At 72.5% G+C, this 24,168-nt stretch carries 21 protein-coding genes; 3 read left to right on the top strand and 18 right to left on the bottom strand.

Features of this window, described 5'->3' with window-relative positions:
• Positions 1-72: 72 nt before the first annotated feature.
• Positions 73-1,476, bottom strand: coding sequence for an RICIN domain-containing protein (locus ACZ7CF_RS21830; protein ID WP_470370408.1), 1,404 nt, complete (start codon positions 1,474-1,476; stop codon positions 73-75).
• 343 nt (positions 1,477-1,819) lie between these two features.
• On the opposite strand from ACZ7CF_RS21830, the gene ACZ7CF_RS21825 reads away from it, so the two are divergent.
• Together ACZ7CF_RS21825 and ACZ7CF_RS21820 are read left to right on the top strand one after the other, a co-directional pair.
• Positions 1,820-2,194, top strand: a complete 375-nt coding sequence (locus tag ACZ7CF_RS21825; protein ID WP_360389536.1) for a hypothetical protein — start codon at positions 1,820-1,822, stop codon at positions 2,192-2,194.
• A 5-nt stretch (positions 2,195-2,199) separates the two neighbouring features.
• On the top strand, positions 2,200-2,676 hold the full coding sequence (locus tag ACZ7CF_RS21820; RefSeq protein WP_470370613.1) for a roadblock/LC7 domain-containing protein: 477 nt from the start codon (positions 2,200-2,202) through the stop codon (positions 2,674-2,676).
• A gap of 95 nt (positions 2,677-2,771) precedes the next feature.
• Here the strand turns inward: ACZ7CF_RS21820 and ACZ7CF_RS21815 are convergent, their stop codons facing one another.
• The 10 genes from ACZ7CF_RS21815 to ACZ7CF_RS21770 form a co-directional block, all read right to left on the bottom strand.
• The gene (locus ACZ7CF_RS21815) at positions 2,772-3,089 is read right to left on the bottom strand and encodes a helix-turn-helix domain-containing protein (RefSeq protein ID WP_470370407.1); all 318 of its coding nucleotides are present in this window, start codon (positions 3,087-3,089) and stop codon (positions 2,772-2,774) included.
• Positions 3,086-4,474 carry an alkaline phosphatase family protein gene (locus ACZ7CF_RS21810; protein ID WP_470370406.1) on the bottom strand — a complete coding sequence of 463 codons (1,389 nt, stop codon included), beginning with the start codon at positions 4,472-4,474 and terminating at the stop codon, positions 3,086-3,088. Before ACZ7CF_RS21810 ends, ACZ7CF_RS21815 begins: the two co-directional genes overlap by 4 nt.
• A complete protein-coding gene (eboE, locus tag ACZ7CF_RS21805; protein ID WP_470370405.1) occupies positions 4,471-5,553 on the bottom strand; it encodes a metabolite traffic protein EboE in 1,083 nt (360 codons plus the stop codon). The genes ACZ7CF_RS21810 and eboE overlap by 4 nt, the downstream gene beginning before the upstream one ends.
• Entirely contained in the window at positions 5,550-6,404 is an 855-nt protein-coding gene (locus ACZ7CF_RS21800) for a TatD family hydrolase (protein ID WP_458431755.1), read from the bottom strand. The genes eboE and ACZ7CF_RS21800 overlap by 4 nt, the downstream gene beginning before the upstream one ends.
• Entirely contained in the window at positions 6,404-7,732 is a 1,329-nt protein-coding gene (locus ACZ7CF_RS21795; RefSeq protein ID WP_470370404.1) for an EboA domain-containing protein, read from the bottom strand. The genes ACZ7CF_RS21800 and ACZ7CF_RS21795 overlap by 1 nt, the downstream gene beginning before the upstream one ends.
• Positions 7,729-8,508 (bottom strand): SCO3242 family prenyltransferase, encoded by a 780-nt coding sequence (locus ACZ7CF_RS21790; protein ID WP_470370403.1) that lies wholly within the window; start codon positions 8,506-8,508, stop codon positions 7,729-7,731. The genes ACZ7CF_RS21795 and ACZ7CF_RS21790 overlap by 4 nt, the downstream gene beginning before the upstream one ends.
• A gap of 7 nt (positions 8,509-8,515) precedes the next feature.
• Positions 8,516-9,709 (bottom strand): substrate-binding domain-containing protein, encoded by a 1,194-nt coding sequence (locus ACZ7CF_RS21785; RefSeq protein WP_360389554.1) that lies wholly within the window; start codon positions 9,707-9,709, stop codon positions 8,516-8,518.
• A 70-nt stretch (positions 9,710-9,779) separates the two neighbouring features.
• The gene (locus tag ACZ7CF_RS21780) at positions 9,780-10,766 is read right to left on the bottom strand and encodes an ABC transporter permease (RefSeq protein WP_458431751.1); all 987 of its coding nucleotides are present in this window, start codon (positions 10,764-10,766) and stop codon (positions 9,780-9,782) included.
• Positions 10,763-11,755, bottom strand: a complete 993-nt coding sequence (locus ACZ7CF_RS21775; protein ID WP_470370612.1) for an ABC transporter permease — start codon at positions 11,753-11,755, stop codon at positions 10,763-10,765. The genes ACZ7CF_RS21780 and ACZ7CF_RS21775 overlap by 4 nt, the downstream gene beginning before the upstream one ends.
• Positions 11,756-11,760: 5 nt before the next feature.
• Positions 11,761-13,245, bottom strand: coding sequence for a sugar ABC transporter ATP-binding protein (locus ACZ7CF_RS21770; protein ID WP_470370402.1), 1,485 nt, complete (start codon positions 13,243-13,245; stop codon positions 11,761-11,763).
• Between the two features lie 156 nt (positions 13,246-13,401).
• On the opposite strand from ACZ7CF_RS21770, the gene ACZ7CF_RS21765 reads away from it, so the two are divergent.
• On the top strand, positions 13,402-14,577 hold the full coding sequence (locus ACZ7CF_RS21765; protein WP_360389565.1) for an ROK family transcriptional regulator: 1,176 nt from the start codon (positions 13,402-13,404) through the stop codon (positions 14,575-14,577).
• A gap of 18 nt (positions 14,578-14,595) precedes the next feature.
• Here ACZ7CF_RS21765 and ACZ7CF_RS21760 read toward each other — a convergent pair whose 3' ends face one another.
• The 7 genes from ACZ7CF_RS21760 to ACZ7CF_RS21730 form a co-directional block, all read right to left on the bottom strand.
• The gene (locus ACZ7CF_RS21760; RefSeq protein WP_470370401.1) at positions 14,596-15,570 is read right to left on the bottom strand and encodes a polyprenyl synthetase family protein; all 975 of its coding nucleotides are present in this window, start codon (positions 15,568-15,570) and stop codon (positions 14,596-14,598) included.
• Positions 15,567-16,211 carry a hypothetical protein gene (locus ACZ7CF_RS21755; protein ID WP_470370400.1) on the bottom strand — a complete coding sequence of 215 codons (645 nt, stop codon included), beginning with the start codon at positions 16,209-16,211 and terminating at the stop codon, positions 15,567-15,569. Before ACZ7CF_RS21755 ends, ACZ7CF_RS21760 begins: the two co-directional genes overlap by 4 nt.
• A 56-nt stretch (positions 16,212-16,267) precedes the next feature.
• Positions 16,268-19,705: a ThuA domain-containing protein gene (locus ACZ7CF_RS21750; protein ID WP_470370399.1), complete on the bottom strand. Its 3,438-nt coding sequence runs from the start codon at positions 19,703-19,705 to the stop codon at positions 16,268-16,270.
• 88 nt (positions 19,706-19,793) lie between these two features.
• On the bottom strand, positions 19,794-20,642 hold the full coding sequence (locus ACZ7CF_RS21745) for a sugar phosphate isomerase/epimerase family protein (RefSeq protein WP_470370398.1): 849 nt from the start codon (positions 20,640-20,642) through the stop codon (positions 19,794-19,796).
• A gap of 74 nt (positions 20,643-20,716) precedes the next feature.
• The gene (locus tag ACZ7CF_RS21740; protein WP_360389579.1) at positions 20,717-21,946 is read right to left on the bottom strand and encodes an ROK family transcriptional regulator; all 1,230 of its coding nucleotides are present in this window, start codon (positions 21,944-21,946) and stop codon (positions 20,717-20,719) included.
• A 42-nt stretch (positions 21,947-21,988) separates the two neighbouring features.
• Entirely contained in the window at positions 21,989-22,720 is a 732-nt protein-coding gene (locus ACZ7CF_RS21735; RefSeq protein WP_470370397.1) for a glycoside hydrolase N-terminal domain-containing protein, read from the bottom strand.
• Positions 22,721-22,846: 126 nt separating this feature from the next.
• Entirely contained in the window at positions 22,847-24,163 is a 1,317-nt protein-coding gene (locus ACZ7CF_RS21730; RefSeq protein WP_360389585.1) for an RICIN domain-containing protein, read from the bottom strand.
• Between the last annotated feature and the right edge of the window lie 5 nt (positions 24,164-24,168).

Genomic DNA, 24,168 nt, shown 5'->3' with positions numbered 1-24,168 from the left:
GTGGGAAAGGTGACCACGCCACCTTCCCCACCGTCAAGGAATCGGCCCGAGGCGAATTCCGCGGCGACCGGCTCAGCCCGCCGGGAGGATCCGCCACTGCTGGTTCGTGCTGTTGCTGTCGCTCCACTGGCCGAGGTTCGCCGCCGTCGCCGTGCGTCCCATGCCGTCGAGGTAGAGCCCCGTGGCGCGGTTGCGGATGCGGACGTCGTTGCCCCTGGCCTTGCCGGTCACCACGGCCCACTGCTGGCTCGTGGCGGTGCTGCTCGCGCGCTGGCCGGTGTCGGAACCGTTGCCGGTGCGGCCGGCGCCGTCGAGGTACAGGCCGGTCACGGTGTTGCGGAAGCGCACGAACGAACCGGTGTTCTCGACCACCCAGCGCTGGCTGGCGCTGGTGCCGCCGGTGCCCTGACCGGCCGCGGCGTCGGTGCTGCGGCCGAGGCCGTCGACGTACCAGCCGGTCGCGACGTTGCGGATCTCGACGGTGGTGGAGCCGTTGTCGCCGAGGCCCCAGGAGTGCCGCAGCTGCTGGAGGCCGGACGGGTTCGTCAGCGTCAGCGCGGTGTTCTGGCCGGTGCCGCTGCGGGTGGTCATGCTGTACCAGTCGCCGTCGCGCAGACCGGGCCAGTAGACGCTGCCCATGCCGAGGCTGCGCAGCTTCGCGGCGACACCGCGGACGTAGTCGGCCATGTAGGAACCGCTGGGGACGCTGTAGTCAACCGCGTCGAAGTACACGCCGTTCTTGGTGCCGGGGCCCATCGCGGCGCCCCACTCGGTGGCGATGGTGCGGCTCGCGTAGGCGCCGATGTAGCTGCCGATGTGGTCGGCCCACTCGGTCTCGCTCTCGAAGCCGGCGAAGAACGAGTAGTCGTGCACGGCGAGCAGGGTGCCGTTGAGCCGGCTGTCGCCGCCGACCGCGGGGACGTTCTGGGCGAGGCCGGCGCCGTCGAGGACGACCCGGCCGCGCGGGACGGACGAGTACCTGTTCAGCCAGTCGTTGTACATGTTGTTGAGGTCGCCCGTGCTGTACCCGTGCGGTTCGTTGATGACCTCGAAGTAGGCGTTGGGGTGCGAGCCGTACTTGGCGACCACCCGGTCCCACATCTGCTGGAACGCCGCCTGGTTCTGCGGCCGGCCACCGGTGTGCGCCCAGTACGCGAGGATCACGTTGCCCTTGGTGAGCGCCGTGTCGATCGCACCGGTGTAGGTGCCCCAGTAGGTCGACACCGTCGGCTCGTTCACCGGCAACCGCACGGTGTTCGCGCCGGTGACGGCGTAGAGCCCGCCGACGACGCGGTCGGCGACGGTGGCGGCCGAGGAGTAGGTGTCCGAGGCGCTGAGCCCCGAGGGGTAGAGCACGCCGTTGACGAAGTTGTCGCGCTGGTCGGCCCAGTTGACGCCCCGGAACCCGGCGGTGGACGCCTGCGCGGCGGTCGTGCCCGCGGTCAGCAGCCCGGCCACGAGGAGGACGGAGGTCAACAGGCGTAATGTGGTAAGCGCTTTCCAAGGTCTCATCGGCCCATGAGAGCAGCGGTTTCGGACGAGCGTCAAGACGGCGGCAGGGGGATGACAGAACACCGCCACACCCCGTTCGGCAGCTAAAGTCCACACAGGACGTTTAGCACCGCTCCCGCAGAACGTTTGGGTTCAGACGACGATCTGGGCCGTCCTGGGCGCGGTCCTCATAGGAGCACGGACCGTCCACACGTTGCTCCAAACGGCCATGGCCCGGCGACCCGGTGCGACGTAAGGTGATCCACCACGCGGCCCACGGGAGATGTCGCCGCGTGTGACCGTTCGCGCACGAGGGGAAATCGCCGGGATGAACATCGATACCGCGCTGAAAGAAGCCATGACCATCACCGGCGCGGTGGGGGCCGCGCTCGTCGACTACGACAGCGGGATGTCGCTGGGGTCGATCGGCGGTGGCGACTGGCTCGACCTGGAGGTGGCGGCGGCCGGGAACACCGAGGTCGTGCGGTCCAAGCAGCGGGTCATCTCGGCGCTCAAGCTGAACGACGAGATCGAGGACATCCTGATCACCCTGCAGCGCCAGTACCACCTGATCCGGCTGCTCTCCCCGGGCAAGCGGGGCTCGTCGATGCTCTTCCTGTACCTCGTGCTGGACCGGGAGCGGGCCAACCTGGCCCTCGCCAGGCACAGCCTGAGGGCCATCGAAGCCGACCTCACGGTGTGAACGAGATGTTCATCCACCCGTCGTCGTCCCCGGAAGCCCTGCCGACGCGCCGGCGCGGAGCGACGACACCGAGCCACGGCCCGGTCACCACTCCCCTGCCGGGCACCGACGCGAAGGTCATGACCGAGGCGCTGGCGGAGGTCCACGGGTCGATCGACTCCGTCGCGATCAACGGTGTGCTGGTCGCCACCAGGGACGGCCTGGTGCTGTGCGCCGTCACCCGCGGCGTCCAGGACGACGGCGTGGCGGCGATGGCCGCGGCGGCGGCGGGTCTCGCGAACCAGTTCACCGCGCAGGCCGGTGTCGGCAGCCCGCGGGCGGTGTTCTTCGAGGGCGACTCCGGTCAGGCCGGGGTGTTCGGCGTCGACGCCGACACGTTGCTGGTCGTGCTCGGCACGCGTGACACGACGATGGGCATGTTCAACGTGGTGGCGAAGCAGGCCCTGGCGTTGCTGCAGGAGGCGGTGGCCAACCGCCGCTGACCCCCTCGCTCCGCACCTCTCCGGCATCTGCGTGGCGAGCAGGAGGGAGGCCCGCCTGCCGCTGCCGCGTCCCACAGCGGCCGGCGGGCCCGTTCTCACTCGCCCACGGCCTGCCGAGGCGGGGACACCACGAGCCACTCCAGCTCCGCGGCGAGCACGCCGAGCTGGAACCGGGACTGCACGCCGAGCAACGACTGCAGCCGCGCGATCCGCCGGTGCAGGGTGCGCAGGCTGACGTCGAGCTCGCGGGCGATCGCCCGGTCGGTGGCGCCGGTGCCCATGAGCCGCAGCAGGCGGCGGGTGGCGGCCGTGGGTTCCTTGCCGACGGCCACGGTGTGGTCCTGGCGCACCGCGGGGACCGCCGCCAGGTGGCTTTCCCGCCGGGTGGGGCGTGACGTGAGCGGTCTGGTCATCGGCTGAACTCCTCTGCGGGCATGCCCTGCAGCGCTAGCAACAGGTTCCGTACTTCGGTCGCGGCGACGCGCCCGGTGCGCTCGACCGACGGCGGCACCGCCGGGTCCGAGCAGAGCAGCACCGGGCCGTCGGCCGCGCGGTCGGGCGATCTGCCGTGCGTGCCGCGCACGCACGACGGGTCCAGCGGCACGACGTTCATCGCGTACCGCAGGCCGAGCTTCTTGCGGGCCAGGTTGAGCCCCGCCCTGGCCTTCGCGAGCGGGTCGGCCGGGTCGAAGAAGAGTTCCGCCGGGTCGTAGCCGGGCTTGCGGTGGATGTCCACGCCACGGGCGAAGTCCGGCGCACGGTTGTCGTCGGTCCAGTAGTAGTAGGTGAACCACGCGTCCGGCTCGGCGACCGCGACCAGCTCACCGGACCGTTCGTGGTCCAGTCCGACGGCCGCCTGCCCCTCGCGGTCGTACAGCACGTCGACGCCGGGCAGTTCGGCGAGCACCGCCCTGGTGCGCGGCACGTCGGCCGGGTCGGCGACGTACACGTGCGCGACCTGGTGGTCGGCCACCGCGAACGCCCGGGACGTCCACGGGTCCAGGTACTCCATCCCGGCCTGCGTGTGGACCTCCAGCAGACCGGCGGCGCGCAGTGCGCGGTTGACGTCCACCGGCCGGCGCGCGTCCGTGATGCCGTACTCCGACAACGCGACCACGGTGGCGTCCGCGACATCGGCCAGCAACGGCGCCAGCGCGCGGTCCACGTCCGCCGCCGCCTTCACCGCCTGCGGGGACGACGGGCCGAACCGCTGGAGGTCGTAGTCCAGGTGCGGCACGTAGACCAGCAGCAGGTCGGGCCGCTGCTCGGTGAACACCTTCCTGGCAGCGCCGATGATCCACTCGCTGGACGCCAGCGCCGCCGTGGGACCCCAGTACTGGAACAGCGGGAACTCCCCCAGTGCACCCACCAGCTCGTCGTGCAGGCCGGGTGGGCGGACGTAGCAGTCCGGCGACTTGCGGCCGTCCGCGTGGTAGATCGGCCGGGGCGTGACGGTGATGTCGGTGGACGCGCCCATCGCGTACCACCAGCAGATGTTGGCGGCGGTGTAACCGGGGTGGGCGCGGCGGGCGGTCTCCCACAGCTTCTCGCCGCCGACGAGCCGGTTGTGCTGGCGCCACAGGTGGACCTCGCCGAGGTCGCGGAAGTACCAGCCGTTGCCGACGATCCCGTGCCGTGCCGGGGTGAGGCCGGTGAGCAGCGTGGCCTGCGCGCTGCACGTCACGGCCGGCAGCACCGTGCCCAGCTCCGCCTGCCAGCCCAGCCGCGCCAGGTTCGGCATGTGGGCCAGCAGCGCCGGGGTCATGCCGACGACGTTCAGCACCACCAGTGGTTTCACGCCGCCACCCCCGCCGCCAGGTGCTGGTGCGCCCACCGCAGCTCCGCCGCGATGCCGTCGGCCAGGTCGCCCGCCCCCGGCAGCACCGTCCAGGTGTAGGTCTCGACCTCGACGTGGGTACCGGGGTCCACCGCGGCGACCGCGGCCACGAGCACGTCGGTGGTGGACGTGAGCGGTGCGGGTGGCACGGCGTGCAGCGGCACGTGGAAGTGCACCCGCCACGGGTGCTCGGCGGGCAGGGTGTGAAACGCCTCCGGCAGGTCGTCCGCGGCCAGCACGCCGCCCGGCGCGTTCTCCCGGACCTGGTGCAGGTACCGGGGTTCGCCGTAGGCCGCGACCGCCAGCCTGCCCTCCTCGGTGCCGGGTTCCGCGACTTCGAGCGCCGCCGACGCCTGCACCTTGACGATCGACAGCCCCGCCCGCCGGATCGACTCGACCGCCGCCACCGGGTCGGCGAACGACACCGCGAGGTGGCAGGTGTCCAGGCACAGCCCGACGAGCTCGGGGTCGGCCCGGCCGGCGAGCCAGCCGACCGCGTCGGCGACGGTGTCGAGCACGCAGCCCGGTTCCGGTTCGACGGCGAGCTTGACCGGCCGGCCGGGCAGTTCGCGCAGGAACCGGGTGAGCTCGGCGAGCGCGGCCGTCGCGGCGCCGTCGTCCATCAACGTCCACGGCTCCCGCCACGCCAGCGGCAGGGTGGAGATGCTGCCGTACGAGGCGGAGTCGGGCAGCAGGTCGGCCAGTACGGTCGCGCAGTCCTTCGTGTACTCGAGCCGTCGCGGATCGGTCCACGTAGGGAAGTACACCTTGTGCTTGACGACCTCCTCGTGGAAGTCGCCGTACGGGAACGCGTTCAGCGTCGACACCGTCAGGCCGCGCGCCGCCAGCTCCGCCCCGAACGCCCGCCGCGCGGACACGTCCTCGGCGAGGCCGTGGGCGACCGGTGCGGGCAGCCACAGCCCCAGCGGGAGCGTGTCCGCGCCCAGCGCCTCCCGCACGCGCACGGCGTGCCGGTCGAGCTGGGCGAGGACGCCGGGCAGGTCGGGTGCCGGGTGGACGTTGGTGCAGTAGGCGATCACCGCTCACCCCGCAGCACCGAGCTGCCGGTGGCCGCGTCGACCGCACCCGCCGTCACCGGGTCGAGCGCGAGCCGACCGCTCTGGCCGTAGAACTCGACCGGGTTGTGCCACAACACCTTCTCGACGTCGTCGGCGGAGAACCCGGCGTCCAGCATGGCCTGCCCGGTCTTGTACGTCTTCAACGGGTCGGAGCGGCCCCAGTCGGCGGCGGAGTTGACCAGCATCCGGTCCGTGCCGTGCTCGGTGAGCAGCGCGACCGTCCGCTTCTCGTCCATCTTGGTGTCCGGGTAGACGGAGAACCCCATCCAGCAGCCCGCGTCCGCGACCATCCGCACGGTGGTCTCGTTGAGGTGGTCGACCAGCACCCGTTCCGGTGCCAGCCCGGACTCGCGGACGACGTCGAGCGTGCGCCGGGTACCGGCCTGCTTGTCGCGGTGCGGGGTGTGCACGAGGACCGGGAGGTCGTGCCGCTGCGCCAGTTCCAGCTGGCGGGCGAACGCGTCGTCCTCCTCGGGCGTCATCGAGTCGTAGCCGACCTCGCCGACCGCGACCACGCCGTCCTTGGCGAGGTAGCGCGGCAGCACGTCGAGCACCTCGGCGCAGCGCGGGTCGTTGGCCTCCTTGGGGTTCAGCGCGAGCGCGCAGTGGTGGGCGATGCCGAACTGGGCGGCGCGGAAGCGTTCCCACCCGAGCAGGGCGTCGAAGTAGTCGACGAACGACCCGACGCTCGTGCGCGGCTGCCCGAGCCAGAACGCGGGCTCGACGAGCGCCTCCACCCCGGCGTCGCGCATGGCCTCGTAGTCGTCGGTCGTGCGGGACGTCATGTGGATGTGCGGGTCGAAGATGCGCATCACGAAGCCTTTCCGAGCAGGGCGAGGGCGTCGGCGGGCACGGGACGGCCGGCGGCACGGCGTTCCTCCGCGAACGCGGCCACCATGCGCAGCAGCTCCGGGTCCGAGTGCCGGTCCAGGCCGTCGACCGCGGTCAGCGGGATGCCCATGAACAGGCACTTGAGCACGCCGTGGCGCCACGCGTGCCGGCTCAGGTGCCGGGTGGCGAACGGGCCGAGCGCCGCCGCCACGAGGCCGGTCTCGTTGCTGCGCAACGCGTCCTCGACCAGCGCGACACCGGCGGCGGGAGCCCGGTCGCCCAGCTCGGCGAGGCCGCGCAGGACGCCGCGCCGTTCCGCGGAGGTGCCGTACCGGTAGAGCCGGGTGAGGCCGTCGACCGGGTCGCCGGTCGCGTCGGCGAACGCGGTGAGCAGCCGGACCCTGGCGGCGTCCTCACCCGTTCCGACCGCTCTGCCCACGGCCGGGAACAGGGTGTCGATCGCGTTCGGGTCGGTCCGCACCGCCCGTTCGGCGTCGGCCAGCCACCGGGCCGCGCGCAACGCCCGCAGCGCCCGTGCCGCCACGTCCGGTGCCGCGTGGCTGTGCCGGGGCAGCTCGACCGCGGCGACACCGGTGTACCCGATGTCGGTCAGCGCGGCGAGGGTGGCGGGCAGGTCCAGGTGCCCGTCACCGAACTCCAGGTGCTCGTGCACGCCCGGCAGCATGTCGTCGAGCTGCACGTTGACCAGCAGCTCACCGGCCTGCCGGATGCACGCGGCCGCGTCCTGCGGCTCGACGGCGACGCAGTGCCCGACGTCGAGGGTGATCCGCAGCTGTTCGGGGTCGCCGAGCTCGGTGCGCAGCCGCAGCGCCTGCTCCAGCCACTGCACGACCATGCCCGGTTCAGGTTCGAGTCCGATGGGGACGGACGGGCCGTTCTCCAGCACGGCGGCCACCCCCGAGCGCAGGTGGTCCCAGTCGTCCGGCGAGCCGATGCCCGACCAGAACGACACGCAGTCCGCGCCGAGGTCGGCCGCGATCCGCTTGGCGCGCACCAGGAAGTCGACCCGGCGGTCCTGGTCGGAGCTGACCAGGGTCGGGTGGTGCTTGCGACGCGGGTCGAGCAGGTACCGCGCGCCGGTCTCCACCACGGCCCGCAGGCCCAGCTCGTGCAGGCGGGCGGCGAGCCGGTCGGTCTGCCGGGCGACGTCGTCGGCGAACGGGTCGAGGTGGTGGTGGTCGAGGGTCAGCGCCACGGCGGTGTAGCCGAGGTCGGCGATCACGGCGAGCGCGTCGCCGAGGCGGTGGTTGCTGAAACCGTTGGTGCCGTAGCCCAGGTGGAACGTCATGTCGGGCTCACCTTCCTGCTCAGCGCCTGCGCCAGCGGCAGCACGACCGGCAGTGCGGCACCGTGCTCGGCGAGCGCGGACTGCAGCAGCACCATGCCGTGGATGCCTTCCTTCGTGGCGGTGCGGACGTTCCGCGCGCTCGGGTCCTGGACCACGTTCCACTGCGCGCGCCCGACCGTGACCGCGTAGCCCAGCGCCCCCGCGATCCCGGAGATGCGCCGGGACGACACGGCCGCGGCGACGGCGGTGAGGACCGTGCCCGCCAGCACCGCCTTCGCCGTGGCGGGCGACGTGCCGTGCACCTCGCCACGCGACAACGCCGTGACGCCCAGGGTGTGCGCGGCCATCAGGCCCGCGGGCAGCACGGCCCGGCCGCCCAGCAGGACGTCCAGCGCACGGCACGCGGCCATCGCGAACGGCCCGACGGGCGTGGCCTTCAACGCGGTGTCGTAGGCCCACACGGCGGCGGCGAGCGGCAGTGCGTTGCGCCCGGCGGCCGCGGCGAGCCCGACGCCGAGCGCGGTCAGGCCCGCCGCCGTGGCCAGTGCCGCGTCCGGTGCGACCCGGCCGGACGGGATCGGGCGCTCCGGCCGTTCGGCCGCGTCCAGGTCCCGGTCGGCCCAGTCGTTGAGCGCCATGCCCGCCCAGTACAGCGACACCGATGCCAGCGGCAGCAGCAGTCCCCTGCCCCGCAACGGTTTCCGCGCGCCGACCAGGGTGTCCCCCAGCACGGTGAGCGCCGCCGGTGCGCGCACCAGCTCCACGTACGCCTTCATCACCGGGTCACTTCCACGGCGCGGGGTAGCCGGGCATCTGCTCGCAGCCGCACATCGCGTAGTGCAGCGGCGGCATGTCCTGCTTGATGAAGTCCTTCAGCGTGTCCTGGGTGACCTTGGGCTGCGGCAGCACCCACTCGCGCGGCACCTGCTTGCCGCCGAGCACGCGCAACGCGGCGATCACCGGCGTGCGCCACTGGTAGGTCGGGTAGGTGGGGGCGACCGCGGTCATCTTCTCGTCGGCCCAGATGCGCAGGAAGTCCTGCTGGTCCTCGCCCACGAACGGCGGGATGGCCACCCCGGCGTCCTGGAACGCCTCGACCGCGGCCACTGCGGTGGCACCGGCGTCCATCCAGACGCCGTCGATCTTGCCCTCGCGCTGGATGTACTCGTTGACGATGCTCTTGGTCTTGGCGGCGTCGCCGTCGGTGAACTCGACACCCACGACCTTCACCTGACTGCCCGCGAACACCTCGTCGGCCGCGGCCCAGCGCTGCTCCAGCACGTCGACACCGGGCAGGATGCGCAGGGCGAGGACCTTGCCTCCGGGCGCCACCTTCTCCTTGAGGAACTCGGCGCCGTCGGCACCGAAGGCGAACCCGCCGATCGGGTGGATGAACGTGACCGGGCAGCTCGTCTTCACGCCGCGGTCGAACACGATCACCGGGACGCCGGTCGCGCACGCGGCCTCGACCGCCGGGGTGAGCGTGGCGGTGGTGTTGGGCGAGACGACCAGCGCGCTGCACCCCTGGGAGGCGAGCGACTGGATGTCGCTGATCTGCTTGTCGTCCTTGGCCTCGGCGTCCAGGACGGTGAACTTGGTGATCTCCGGGTGCAGCTTCACCTCCTGCTGCATGGTCTTGAACCCGACCTGCCGCCACGGGTTGTCCACCGAGGCGTTGGAGAAGCAGAGGTGGTAGCCGCCACCGGGCTTGGCGTACTTGGCCGTGTCGGTCAGCTCCGGATCGAGCGCCTGCTCCCAGGGCCCCGCCGTGCCGTCCTGGCCGTCGAGCCCGGTCGCCTTCGCGGTGCGGAACCGCAGCTGGCGCGCGAGCTCCGCCTGGTCGTAGAACTCCGACTTCGCGGTGGCCTTCGCCGGTCCGGAGGTGCCGTCGGCGCCCGAGGTGGCGGGCAGGTCGCTGGAGCACCCGGCCACCACCAGCGCGCCGGCCAGGGCCACGACGGACCAATTCCTGTGCATGTGCTTGCTCCTCGGCTTCTTCGGCGGGGGCTCAGGCGGTGTGGTCAGGAGAGGTGGTGCGGCGGTGCGGTCACGTGCTGTCCACAGTGGTCTTGCGGTGCGGCAGCAGGCGGCGCAGCGCGGTGCCGCGGGCGGCGTAGGCCACGGCGGCGATGATGATCACGCCCTGCACGGCGGACTCCAGCGCACCGGAGACGCCGAGCAGGTTCAGCAGGGAGAAGAGCGCTTCGAGCGTCACGGCACCGGCGGCGGCGGCGACCACCGAACCCCGGCCGCCGCCGAGCAGGACCCCGCCGAGCACCACCGCGGTGATGGCGCGGAACTCCAGGCCCTGGCCGACCTGGGCGGAGACCCCGGCGAACCCGGCGAGCAGGATCGCGGCGACCGTGGCGAGCAGCGCCGACAGCACGAACGCGAGCAGCCGCAACCGGTCCACCCGGCCACCGGCGAGGTGGACCGCCTTCTCGTTGTCGCCCACCGCGACCAGCAGGCGTCCGGTCGGGCCGCGCATGAACCACACCGCCGCGCCGACCACGACCAGCAGGACGACCACCGACCACGGCACCTGCCCGAGCAGCGGCACGTCCGCACCGCCCCGGCCGGCCACGCGGAACGACGGCGACAGCGCACCGCGCGGTGCGCCACCGGTCCACAGGAACACCGCGCCGTCGAGGACCAGCAGCATCCCCAGCGTCACGATGAACGACGGCACCAGCAGCTTCGTCGTGACCAGCCCGTTGACCAGGCCGACCAGCAGCCCGAAGCCGAGCAGCAGCGCGACGACCCACGCGGTGTCGGCGTCGTCGCCGTCCACCAGCCGGGCCGCGATCACCACCTCGGCGGTCACCAGCGAGCCGACCGAGAGGTCGAACCCGCCGGACACGACCACGAAGTACTGCCCCACCGCGAGCACCACGAGCGGCGCCGCCCGCTTGAGCAGCGCGAGGTAGCCGCTGGGTTCGGAGTAGGCGGGACCGGCGAACGCCAGTGCCACCAGCAGGACCACGAGCACGACCAGCACGGGTGCCGTGCCGTCGGCGAGCCGCAGCCGGGTCACGACGACCTCCCCGTGTGCCGGCGGCGCGCGTACAGCGCCACAGCCACGACGAGCACGACACCGCGGACGACGTCCTTGAAGAACGAGTTCACGCCGAGGTCGTCGAAGATCGTGTCCAGGGTGGCCAGGATCAGCACCCCGCCGATGGTCCCGGCCACTCCGCCGCGACCACCCGCCAGCGCCGTACCGCCCAGCACGACCGCCGCGATGGACTCCAGGTCGTACCCGGCGTCGGTGCCGACGTACGGTGCGCCGGACCCCAGCCGCGAGGCCAGGAACACCCCGGCGAGCCCCGCCATGACGGCGCACACGACGTGCGCGGTGACGATCGTCCGCCCGGTGCGCACGCCGGACAGCCGCGCCACGTCGACGTCACCGCCGACGGCGTACATGTGGTAGCCGGTTCGGGTGCGGCGCAGGTACCACCACGCCGCCGCGGCGAGCGCCAGCATCAGCAGCGCGGACACCGGCACCGGGCCGATGCGGTCGTAGCCGAGGTGCTGGAACGCGCGCGGCACGCTGCCGGCCGGTCCGGTGTAGCTGTGCTCCAGGTAGCCGCGCAGGACGAGCGCGACGCCCAGCGTGGCGATGAACGCGTTGGCCTTCAGCACGGTGATCACCAGGCCGTTGACCAGCCCGACGACCGCGGCGACGGCCAGCGCTGCCAGCACGCCCGGCACGACCATGGCGGTGCTGCCCGCCATGGTCTCGGCGGCGATCAGCGAGCACAGCCCGGCGAGGTAGGCCACGGACAGGTCGAGCGAGCCGGTGACGATCACCAGCGTCTGCCCGATCGCGACGAGGCCGAGCACCGTGCTGCGGGTCAGGATGTTGAGGACGCCGCCGTGGTCGAGGAGCACGCCGCCGTCGAGCGCCACCAGCACGCTGCCGACGACGAGCAACGCCGCCAGTGCCAGGTAGACGACCACGACCGGGGTGAACGCGACCGCGCGGTGCCGCGCGGGCAGCCGGCCGGCCGCCACGCCCACGGCGCTCACGCGGGTTCTCCGACCAGGTGTCCGGTGGCCAGGCCCATCACGGTCTCCTCGTCGGCACCGGCGGGCAGCTCGCCCGCGAGGGTGCCCTCGCGCAGCACGAGGACCCGGTCGCTCAGCCCGATCAGCTCCGGCAGCTCGGAGGAGACCAGCAGGATCGCGAGGCCGTCGGCCGCCAGGTCGCGCAGCAGCCGGTACAGCGCCTGCTTGGCGCCGACGTCGACACCGCGGGTCGGTTCGTCCACGAGCAGCACGCGCGGCCGCACGGCGAGCCACCTGGCCAGCACCACCTTCTGCTGGTTGCCGCCGGAGAGGTAGCGCACCTCCTGGTGCGGGCCGCGTGCGACGACGGCGACCGAGGCCAGCAGCTCCCGCAGGTCGGTCTCGCGGCGGGCGCGCGCACCGCGCGAGGTCGCCCGGCGGACGAGCAGGGTGTTGTCGCGCACCGACTGCCGCAACGCGAGCCCTTCGCCCTTGCGGTCCTCGGTGACGTACCCGATGCCCTTGCGCACCGCCGTGCGCGGACCGGTGACGCGGGCCGGGGTCCCGTCGAGCTCCAGCGTCCCGGTGGTGAACGGCTCGACGCCCCAGATCGCCCGCAGGAGCGCGGACCGGCCGGAGCCCTGCAGCCCTGCGACGCCGACGACCTCGCCCGACCGCACCTCGAACGTCAGGTCCCGCACCCGGTCGTTCCCCGCGCCGCGCAGCGCCAGCCGCACCTCGCCGGGCGCGGTGGCGCGCTCGGGGTAGAGCGTGTCGAGTGGACGGCCGACCATGTGCCGCACGACCTGGTCGGTGGTCAGCTCGGCGGTGGGCGCGGAGGTGACGAACGCGCCGTCCTTGAGCACCGTGATGCGGGTGCTGAGGTCGAACACCTCGCGCATCCGGTGCGACACGTAGAGGATCGCGATCCCGCGGTCGCGCAGCCTGCGCACCAGCCGGTACAGCAGCTCGACCTCGCCGTCGGCGAGCGCGGCGGTCGGCTCGTCCATCGCGAGGACGGTCGCGTCGGCCGACAGCGCCTTGACGATCTCCACGACCTGCTTGCGCGCCACGGAGAGCCGCGCCACCTCGGTGCCGGGGTCGATCCCGTCCTCGCCGAGCGAGTCGAGCAGCCGCCGGGTCTCCGCCTCCATCGCCCGCCGGTCGACCTGGCCGCGGCGCACGGGTTCGCGGCCCAGGAAGACGTTCTCGGCCACCGTGCGGTGCTCCAGCAGCGTGAGCTCCTGGTGGATGATCGCGATGCCCGCCGCCTGCGCGTCCCGCGGCGCGGCGAACGAGACCTCCTCGCCGCGCACGACGACCCGGCCCGTGTCCGGCCGGTGCACGCCCGCCAGCACCTTGAGCAGGGTGGACTTGCCCGCGCCGTTCTCGCCCACCAGCGCGTGGACCTCGCCGCCCCGCAGTGCGAGGTCGACGCCGCGCAGCACCGGCACGCCCAGGAAGGCCTTGCCGATCCCCTCCAACCGGACGACGTCCGTCACGCCGCCACCCCCGGTGTTACGCGGGTCACAGTCATGAGGCGAACGTAGAGTGGACTATTGGCGACTGTCAATCAAAAGTTGGCGCTTCTCTGCCAAAGGACACATGTCTTCGGGATGAATATCGCCATTACTCGGTCTATTTGGTTCACTGATCCGGTGCCGGACGTACCTTGGGCCCCCGCAGCATCGCCTGGACAGCTGCTGCGGCTGCTGCTCGACGGAGTGCCACGCACCCGCGCCGAGCTGGCCACCCAGACGGGCCTGACCCGCGCCGCGGTCCGGACCCGGCTCGACGCCCTGCAGGGAGCGGGATTCCTCACCGACCGCGTGATCACGGTGGCGACCGGCGGCCGTCCGGCCGGGCGGTTCGCGTTCAACGCGGGCGCGCGCACGGTGCTGGCCGCCGACGTCGGTGCCAGCCACGCCACGATCGCCGTCACCGACCTCGTGGGCGGGCTGCTGGCCTCCCGGCGCCTCGCCCTGGACGTCGCGACCGGCCCGGAGCGCGTCCTGGCGGCGCTGGCCGGGACGTGGCGGGAGATGGTGCGCGACGCGGGGCTGTCCGCGGTGTCGCTGGCCGGTGTCGGCATCGGCCTGCCCGGCCCGGTCGAGCACTCGTCCGGCCGCCCGAACCACCCGCCGATCATGCCGGCCTGGAACGGCTTCGACGTGCCCGGCCACCTGCGCGCCGAGTTCGGCGTGCCGGTGCTGGTGGACAACGAGGTCAACCTGATGGCGCTGGGCGAGCACGCGCACTCGTTCCCCGGCACCGACCACATGATCGTCGTTAAGGTCGCGACCGGCATCGGCTCCGGCTTCATCAGCAACGGCGTCCTGCACCGCGGCGCGGCCGGCGCGGCGGGGGACCTCGGCCACATCCGGGTGCCCGACGGCGACGGCGCCGACTGCGGCTGCGGCAACTCCGGCTGCCTGGAGGCCGTCGCGAGCGGCTCCGCGGTCGCGGCCCGGCTGCGCTCCAGGGGCGTCGAGGCGCACACGAGCGCCGACGTGGTCGCACTGGTCCGCGCGGGCAACGTCGAGGCGGGCCAGGCGATCCGGCAGGCCGGCCGCACCATCGGCGAGGTGCTCGCCGCGTGCGTCAGCATGGTCAACCCCTCGCTCATCGTGGTCGGCGGAGACCTCGCCGCGGCCGGTGAGATGCTGCTGGCCGGGGTGCGGGAGGCGGTCTACCGGCGCTCGCTGCCGCTGGCCACGGAGAACCTGCGGATCGTGCCGTCACGGGCCGGCGAGGTGGCCGGTGTGCTCGGTGCGGCGGCCATGGTCATCCACCACGTCCTGTCCCCCGCCGTCGTGGACCAGCAGCTGGGCTGACGCTTGCGGCGGGTGGCCTCACCGGTCCCTGGCCACGACGAGCCCCGCCAACGCGCGCAGCTCCGCCGCGCCGGCGGAGGTCGGGCAGGCCTGCCGCAGGCAGTCGAACGCGAGCCGCACCCGCCGGTCCGCCTCGGCCTCGGTCCAGGCCCGGCCACCCGCCTCGGCGACGAGGTGCGCGATCTCCTCGGGATCGGCCGGCTGCCCGGCGTAGCACCGCGCCAGCCGGCGGGCGGCGGGCGACTCCTCGGCGAGCGCCGCCACCACGGGCAGGGACCGGCGGCGTGCGCGGAGGTCGGCGTGGGCCGGTTTGCCGGTCTTGGCGGGGTCGCCCCAGATGCCGAGCAGGTCGTCGACGGCCTGGAACGCGACACCCAGGTGCACGCCGAACCCGCGGTAGTGCTCGGCCGTGGTCTCGTCGGCACCGGCCGCCACCGCACCGAGCCGGCAGGCAGCGCCGAGCAACGCACCCGTCTTGCGTTCCGCCGTGACGAGGCACTCCGCCGGCGACACCGGCTCCGCCGCCACGTCCGCCGACTGCCCCTCGCACAGCTCGACCAGCACGTCGGCCAGCACCGGGGCCAGCGCGGGCGGCACCTGGCGCACCGCGAGCCCGATCAACGCGTCACCGGCGAGGATCGCGGCCGTGGTCCCGAACGCCATCCACGCCGACGGCCGGTGCCGCCGGGTCTCGTCGCCGTCCATCACGTCGTCGTGCAGCAGCGAGAAGTCGTGCAGCAGCTCGACCGCCGTGGCCACCGCGACCACCCCGGACGAGACCTCACCGCCGGCCGCACGAGCGCTCGCCAGTGCCAGCGCCGGACGCAGCGCCTTCCCCGTGGCCCGCGCGGGTCGGCCGTCCGCGTCCCACCACCCGATGTGGTAGCCGGCGACCCGTCGCAACGCGGGTCCCAGCCCGTCGACCGCCGCCCGCCGCACCGGCTCGACCGCCGCCCGTGCCTCGTCCAGCAGCCGCACCGGGTCAGCCGTCACCGCCCCTCCGGCGCACCGTCGACCGTGAGCCCGCCGGTGTCCCCGTCGCCGGACAGCTGCACGTGCACGTGCCCGCGCCCGGCCTCGATGTTGATGACGTCGAGCTGCACCGCCGCCACCGACCACGTGCGGACCGCCAGCATCCGCTGCTCCTGCGCCAGCGCCAGCAGCGCGGGCCGGTCCGCCTCGGCCCCGCCGAACGCCAGCTCGTAGGTCTTCACCGCCGCGGCCAGCTGCTGCACCGCCGTGCGCATGCCGGTGCGCGCGATGTTGATCCCGTTGCCCGCCGACGGCGACTGCTCGTACGTCCCGGCCACCTCCGCCACGACGTCCCGCCAGCCGCTCACCGCCTCCGCGGTGGGGGCCTCGGCCATCGCCGCGAGCACCGGGGCCAGCCGGTCGCGGGTCTGCCGGGCCTGGTCGGACAGCGGGCCGAGCTGGGCGGCGTCGCGGTCGGCCTCCTCGCGTTCGAGCTCCGCGATCCGCTGCTCGGTCGCGTCCGGGCCGGTCCACGACCCCACCAGGAACGCCACCGCCAGGCCGAGCAGGAACGCGGTCACGAGCCCCGCCCAGAACGGCCGTGCGGCGGGAACGGGCCGCGCGGCCGGTTTGACCGCACGGCTCCGCACGGTTTTGACCATCGAGTCCTCCTCCGGGAACAAGGGCGGCCGGCGGCGAGCCGCCGGCCGCCCTCCCGCTAGCGGAAGGTCCACCTCTGGTTGGTCCCGCCGTGACAGGTCCAGATGATCAGCTGGGTCCCGTCCGCCGAGCCGGCCCCGTTGGCGTCCAGGCACTTCGAGCCGTTGCGGATCGTGCCGTCGGACTGCGCGGTCCAGTTCTGGCCCGACCCGCCGTTGCACGACCACAGCCGCACAGCGGTGCCGTCGGTCTGGCTGTTGCCGGTGACCTCCAGGCACTTGTCCAGCGCGCGCAACGTGGTGCCGTTCTGCGTCCACTTCTGGTTGGCGCCGCCGTTGCACGTCCACAGCTGCACCTTGGCACCGTCGGCCGAGCTGGCGCCGTTCACGTCGACGCACTTGCCGGAGGCGCCGACGATCTCCTTCGCGCCACCGCCACCGCCGCCCGTTCCGACACCCGGCCCGACGTAGGTGATCGAGTCGAGGTCGAAGCTGGTCGACGAGGACGTGCGGAACACCGCGAACAGCTCAACGGAACCGGACGGCGCGGTCACGTTCACCGCGGGCAGGTTCACGTAGTTGTCCCAGCCGCCGGTGCTGGCCACCGCCGCCGACGCGACCAGGGCGCCCGTCGGGGAACCCGAGCGCAGCTCGATGGTCCCGCCACCGCCGGAGGGCGCGGACACCCGGAACGACACCTGGTTGATGCCGGTGAAGTTGACCGGGTTGAAGGAGATCCAGTCGCCGTTGCCGATGTCACCGATCCGCGCACCGGACTCGGCACCGGACTGCGACACCACCCGCACGCCGGACGAGCCGGTGAAGAACTCGGCCTGCTTCTGCTTGGGCTGCAACACGACCTGGGCGCCGCCGGTCAGCGCCGGCACCCCGCTCGCGCCGCCGTCGGTGTACTCGGCGGACCCGATGACGTGCACGTTGAGGCCCTGGTGCCCGGAGTCGATGCCCGTCTGCAGCGTTCCCGTGCAGCCGGTCGCCGGTGAGCCGATCGGGTGCTTGTGCGTGTCGTGGCCCATGTTCGACTGCACGGTCACCCTGGAGCAGTCGATCGTGCCGTCCTCCGCGTCGGTCACCGACACGGTGTACGGGACGGTGTCACCGAAGTTGACCATGCCGCCGTCGGCTGGGCCGGTGAAGCGCACGACCGGTTCGGTGTTGCCCGCCGTCACGGTCACGTTCGCGGTGCCCGTCTTGCCCTTCGCGTTGGTCACGGTGAGCTGGGCGGTGAACCGGCCGCGGCCGGTGTAGGTGTGCGTCGGGTTCGCCTCGGTGGAGGTGCTGCCGTCGCCGAACACCCAGCGGTAGGTCAGCGCGGAACCACCGGGGTCGGCCGATCCGGCGCTGGAGAAGCGCACCGTCAGCGGCGAGCCGCCCGACAGCGGGGTGCCGGAGGCCTGGGCGACCGGGCTCTGTTCACCGGAGGCGGTGTAGTCGATGCGCCACAGACCCGCGCCCGGCAGCGGTTTGTTGTCGTCCCAGCCGGTGCCCCAGGTCAGCAGGTACATCGACCCGTCCGGCCCGAACTTCGCGTCCATCGGCGAGGCGAAGGACATGTTCGACAGGAAGTTGTTGATTTTCAACAGGTTTCCGGACGAGTCGAGCCGGAACTCCCACATCCGGTTGCGCGACCACTCGCCGAAGAACGGCGTCTGGTCGAAGTAGGCCGGGAACTTCGTGGTGGACGGGTTGTTCGCGTTGTACTGGTAGGCGGGGAACGCCATCGGCGCCTCGCCGCCGGTACCCATCTCCGGCCACACGTTGCCGTTGGCCCCGTTGCCGTACCACATGTCCGCGGCACGGGCGGCGGGCAGCGTGGTGAGACCGGTGTTGTTGGGCGAGTTGTTCACCGGTGCGGCGCAGTTGAACTTCGCGCCGGAGGTGTTGTTGGCGAAGTTCCAGTCGTTGTAGGCGATGTTGTTCGCCACGCAGTACGGCCAGCCGTAGTTGCCGGGCGACTTGATGACGTTCCACTCCACCAGGCCTGCCGGTCCGCGGTTGGGGTTGTCCGAGCCCGCGTCCGGGCCGTAGTCGGCCGCGTAGACCACGCCCGTGGTGGGGTGCACGCTGAAGCGGAACGCGTTGCGGAAGCCCATCGCGTAGATCTCGGGCCGGGTCTTGGCCGTGCCGGGCGCGAACATGTTGCCCGCCGGGACGGTGTAGGTGCCGTCGGCCTCCGGGTGGATGCGCAGGATCTTGCCGCGCAGGTCGTTGGTGTTGGCTGCGGTGCCCTGCGCGTCGTAGAGCGAACGGCCGGAGCGCTCGTCGATCGGCGCGTAGCCGGCCGAGTCGCCGTTGGGGTTCGTGTCGTCGCCGACGCTGATGTAGAGGTTGCCGTTCGGCCCGAACGCGAGCTGGCCGCCGGTGTGGCCCGGTTCCTCCCGCCGCGACGCGGGCAGGGTGAGCAGGACCTTCTCGGTCGAGGTGTCGAGCCGGTCGCCGTTCATCGTGAACCGGGAGATCCGCGCGATCTCCTGCGACCCGGTCGGCGAGTAGTTCAGGTACACCCACCGGTTCGTGGCGAACGCCGGGTCGAGCGCGAGGCCGACGAGACCGTCCTCCGAGGTCTGCCCGCCGCCGTAGACGCTGAGCGTGCCCGCGACGACCGTGGTCCTGGTGTCCGGCTTGTAGATCTTGAGGTTGCCGTTGTACTCGGTGAAGAACACCCGGCCGTCCGGTGCGACGTCGAGGGTGCTCGGCGCGATCGTGGAGCTGTCGAGCTGCACCTTCTGGAAGCTGCTCCACACCGTGGCCCCGCAGTCGGCCGAGACGACGCCGCCCGCGGACTCCACGCCGCCGGTGATGTGCTGGCGGAACAGGGGTTCGGAGTAGCTCGACGCCTGGTGGCCCATGCCGGTGGCCCACAGCCGGCCGCCCTCGTAGTTGCGGCACCAGGAGATCGGGTGGTCGACGCCCATCTTCGACGAGCCCGCGTCGTAGGTCGACTCGTCGGCGGTGACCAGCACGTGCACGTCACCGCGCGCGGAGCGGTTGAAGTTGTACCACTCCTCGGTGCGCGTCCAGCGGTCCGGCAGACCCGCGCCGGACGGGTGCTTGCGGTCGGCGACCTTCGCGGTGCCGGACACGACCGCCGAGTGCTGCGTCATCGTCATGCCGAGCATCTGGTCCCACCACGGGAACTGCGCCTCGATGTTCATGTCGGTGGCGTTGTGGATCGCGACCACACCACCGCCCCTGCGCATGTAGTTCTGCATCGCGGTGCGCTGTGCCGCGGTGTCCCACACCATGCCCGAGGTCTGCAGCATGACGACGACGTTGAACGTGGCGAGCGTGGTGTCGTTGAAGACCGACGCGTCCTCGCTCTTGGTGAGCTCCCAGCCGCGTTCGGCGGCCAGCTGCTCGAACATCGTGATGCCCGCGGGGATGGAGTCGTGCCGGTAGGCGCCCGAGGCGGTCTTGGAGAACAGCAGGACGTGCAGGCCGTGCGCCTGGGCGGGGGTGACCGGAACGACGAGCCCCATCACCACCAGGACACCGGCCAGCACTGACAGTAATCGCGTGAGTCTGCGTTGCATTGCCACTCCTCCGTGGTGGTGAGGCGGTCGGCGGTCAGGTCAGAGCGGCGGCGGCGGAACGCAGGAAGGCGAGCCCCTCGGCGGCGAGGGCGTCGGGCGAGTCGGCGAGCGGCCGCCAGATCGAGGCGGCGGTCGCGATGGCGGCGTTGTCCGGGGTGAACGACTCGATGCACAGCGGTCCCCGGTAGCCGGCCCCGGAGAGGGCGCCCAGCAGGGCCGGCCAGTCCTGGTGGTCGCGGCCCGGTGTGCCGCGGTCGTTGGCGCACACCTGGACGTGCGCGATCCGCGACCCGGCGGCGTGGACCGCCTTCACCGGTGCCGCTTCCTCGATGTTGAGGTGGTAGGTGTCGAGCGCCAGTCCGCAGCCCTCGTCCGGGAGCCCGGCCAGCGCCTCCAGCGCCTGGTCCACGGTGTTGAGCAGGCTGGTCTCGTAGCGGTTCAGCGGTTCCACGGCGACGCGGACGCCACGTGCGGCGGCGTGCTCGACGACCGGGGCCAGGTTCGCGCGCAGCTCCGCGTACACCCGCGGCCGGTCGTCGATCCGCCAGGTGCGGCCGACGGAGCTGTAGGCGGGACCGGCGATGACCGGGCTGCCCACGACCGCCGCGACGTCGACCACGTGCCGCAGGTAGTCCTGCGTCTCCCGCACGGTGTCCGCGGCGACCAGCTCGCGGCCCGGTGGCATGACCAGGCAGACGGTGGCGCGCAGGCCGAGCGCGGCGAGCAGGTCGGCCGCGCGGTGCGGGTCCCAGTCACCCGGCTGCTCGACCGGCAGCTCGATGACGTCGAAGCCCTGCTCGCGGACCTGCGGTGCGAGGGCGGCCAACCCGTCGTCGGTGAGCGGCGACGTCCAAACCCATGTGCTGACGCCAATGTCCCACATGAGCCTGAACGTAGGCCCGGACATATGACCGGGTCAATGCAGAAGAGCGTCGCTTCTGGCGTAACTTATGACGACTATCCGCCAAAAGTGCCGTGGACCTCCGCGGTGGCCACCCCGGCGACCCCCGCCGCGACGGCACCCAGCCGCGCGTCCAGCACCTCCGGCGACAGCACGTGCCGCACGACCATCGCCGCCGCGCCCAGCGCACCCGCGGTCACCCCGGCACCCGACGCGACGATCCGCAGGTTCTCCGTGGCCAGCGGCAGCGAACGCCGGTAGATCGACTCGCGCACCCCGGCCAGCAGCATCTCCCCCGCCTCGGCGAGCAGCCCGCCGATCACCACGAGCGCGGGGTTGAACATGCTCACGCACCCGGCGAGCACCTCGCCGATGTCGCGGCCGGCCTGCCGCACGACCCGGCCGGCCTCGAGGTTGCCCGACCGCACCAGGTGCACCACGTCGGCGGTGGAGTGCGCGGGCAGGCCCAGTCCCCGCAGCTTCGCCGCCAGCGCGGGCCCACCGGCGACCGCCTCCAGGCACTCGGTGTTGCCGCACCGGCACAGCACCTCGCCGCCCTGCGGCACCCGGATGTGCCCGAGGTCCCCCGCCGCGCCCGCCGCACCCCGGTGCAGCACGCCGTTGCTGATCAGCCCGGCACCGATGCCGGTCGCCGCCTTCACCACGATCATGTGCTGCACGTCCGGGTGGGACGCCGCGTGCTCGCCCAGCGCCATCAGGTTGACCTCGTTGTCGACGAGCACCGGGGCACCGAACTCCGCCTCGATCGCCGCGGGCACGTCGTAGCCGTCCCAGCCGGGCATGATCGGCGGGTTGTTCGGGCGCCCGGTGGAGTGCTCGACCGGTCCGGGCAGCCCGATGCCGACACCGGCGATCTCGGCGGGGTCCACCGTCCGCAGGAGCTCCCGCCAGGTCGCCACGAGCAGCGGCAGGATCACCGCGGGCCCGTCGGCGACGTCGAGGCCCACCTGCTCGACGGCCAGCAGCCGGCACGCCAGGTCCGCCACGGCCACGGTGGCGTGCGTGGCCCCCACCTCCGCCGCCAGCACGAGGTGCGCACCGGGGTTGAACCCGAACCGGCTCGCCGGGCGCCCGCCGGTGGACTCACCCGTGCCGTTGCCGGTCACCAGTCCCGCGGCCACGAGCAGGTCCAGCCGCGCCCGCACCGTGGAACGGGCCAGGCCGGTCGCCGCCACGATCTCCGCTCGGGTGCGCGGCCTGCCGTCCATCAGCATGCGCAGCACAGCGGCCGGCGAACCCGCCTCGATGCCCTGGGTGCTCTCCATCAGCCAATTGTCACATCGCCACCGAAAGTACGGGTGCAGCTGTCACGGCCGCGTGTCACCGCCGCCCGAACCGGTGGCGTCGCGGTGGCGCGCGAACAACGCCGTGTAGTCCGCGTCCAGTCCGGCCAGCGCCGTGCGCAGCGCCTGGGTCACCCACGCCGTCGGCGACGCGTACCGGTCGAGCTTGGTGAGCAGCAGCAGCCGGGTCGCGCCGATGACGACCAGCGTGGTGCCGCTGGCGGAGATCGTGCCGTCGAACGCGACCACGCGCGTGACGCCCTCGCAGCCGGGGACGCCGTCGCAGACCGGGGCCGAGCCGCGCAGGTTGAGGTAGCCGGAGCCGCCGCTGACCGTGGCCCTGGTGGTGAAGCTCAGGCCACCGGGAAGGCCGTCGAGCGCGGTGTCGACGCTCAGCGTGGTGTCGACCGTGCGGCCGGGCGCGGGCAGCAGCTCGTGCACGATCACCCGGTCCACCCTGGACGCGAACGCCCGGCGGGCCCAGATGCCGTACCTGTCGATCCACGTCGAGATGACCTCGCCGGTGCGGTAGTCGGTGATCCGGCCGTAGCCGTCGACGGCGGTCATGCCGGGGCTGGAGATGCGGAACTCGTAGGCCGGGTCGCAGCCGGGGTGGTCGAAGACGACCTTCTCCATCGCGGGCATCCCGTACAGCAGGGCGCCGCACTCGTCGTTGTCGGTGCGGAAGCCGTCGGTCCTGGACACGGCCGGGCTCGTGTCGTGCCGGCCGCGCTCGCGGTCCACGGAGGTGCGCATCACACGACTCCTTCGTCAGTGATGGGTGGTCATGGCTGTGCGCGGCGTGTGGAACGGTGCCAGTCGTACCACGGAAGGCACGACTGGCACCGCGTTGTTCGACAGTTCGACTGTCAACCGGAACTGTCACTGGAACTGCGCGAAGAACCTCCAGATCTCGGCCTTCGTCCACGTCCGTGCACCGTCGTCACAGCCGCAGCCCTCCACCGGCGCGGGCGCGTGGCCCCCGTCGTAGGCGGCCCACTGCACCGGGTACCCGGCCCGGCACGAGTAGGTGGTCGTGACGTGCGTCCGGCTGCCCACCGCCGGTTCCCGCGGGCTTTGCGCGGCACAGCCGTTGTTGCGCACGAACCGGTCGCGCAACGACCGGCCCTGGCCGATGCCCAGCACGTTGTCGCTGACGCCGTGCAGACCGAAGTACGCGACGGGCTGCGTGCCGCCGCTGCACCCGCTGATCTCGCCACCGGAGATCACGGCGACCGCGCGGATCGCGGTCGGCCGCGCGCAGGCCAGCGCGTAGCTCATGCCACCGCCCCAGCTGAATCCGAGGGCGAACCGCTGCGCCGGGTTGACGCACAGGTCGCCCTCGACGCGTTTGACGAGGTCGTCGATGAACGTGACGTCCTCACCGCCGGAGTTCGCCCACCCGTTGCCCTGGCCCTGCGGTGCGACGAGGACGGCGGTGTTGTTCGACTGCTCCTGCTGGCCGTAGTAGGCCCAGGCGGCACCGCTGCTGCCACCGGACGCGACGTCGTTGGCCGTGCCGCCGCGCCAGTGCAGACCGATGATCAGCTTGTAGCGGTTGGTGTTGTTGTAGTTGTCGGGGATGCGGAGGATGAAGCTGCGGGTCTTGCCGCCGCTCTGGATCGTGTGCGTGCCGTTGCGCAGGGTCGGTGCCTTGCCGCAGCCGCCACCGGTTCCCGGGTCGCCGCCACCGGACAGCTTGACGAGCTGCCACTGCTGGCTCGCGGCACCGGTGTCGGTGTTCTGCACGACGTCGGCGTTGTCGGCGGTCGACCCGCCGCGCACGTCCACCGCCTTGGCGCTGTGCCTGGCGATCAGCCGCACGTGGCCGCCGTCCGAGTCCGCGGCCCGGAACTGCTGGTTGGACCCGTTGTTGTCGGACCACTGCACGACCGCGGCACCGTCGGCCGCCGACGCGCCGGACACGTCGAGGACCTTGCCCGAGCTGCGGGACCTGATCCGGTAGTAGCCGCCGCCGGAGTCGACGAACTGCCACTGCTGGTTCGCCGCGTCCGTGCGGCTCCACTGGATGATCCGCGTGCCGTCGGCGGCCGAGGCGCCGGACACGTCCAGCGCCTTGCCGCTGTTGCGGTCGACGAGGACGTACCAGGCGGTGGTGTCGATGGTCGCAGCCGACGCCGGTGGACCGGCCGCGACCACCGTCCCCGCCACGACGAGTGCCGCCACCGCGGCGCTCACCCGCC

The organism is Lentzea sp. NPDC036955, from assembly GCF_055608005.1.
Note: the sequence above shows the minus strand (reverse complement) of the source record. Positions and strands in the feature narration are given on the sequence as shown.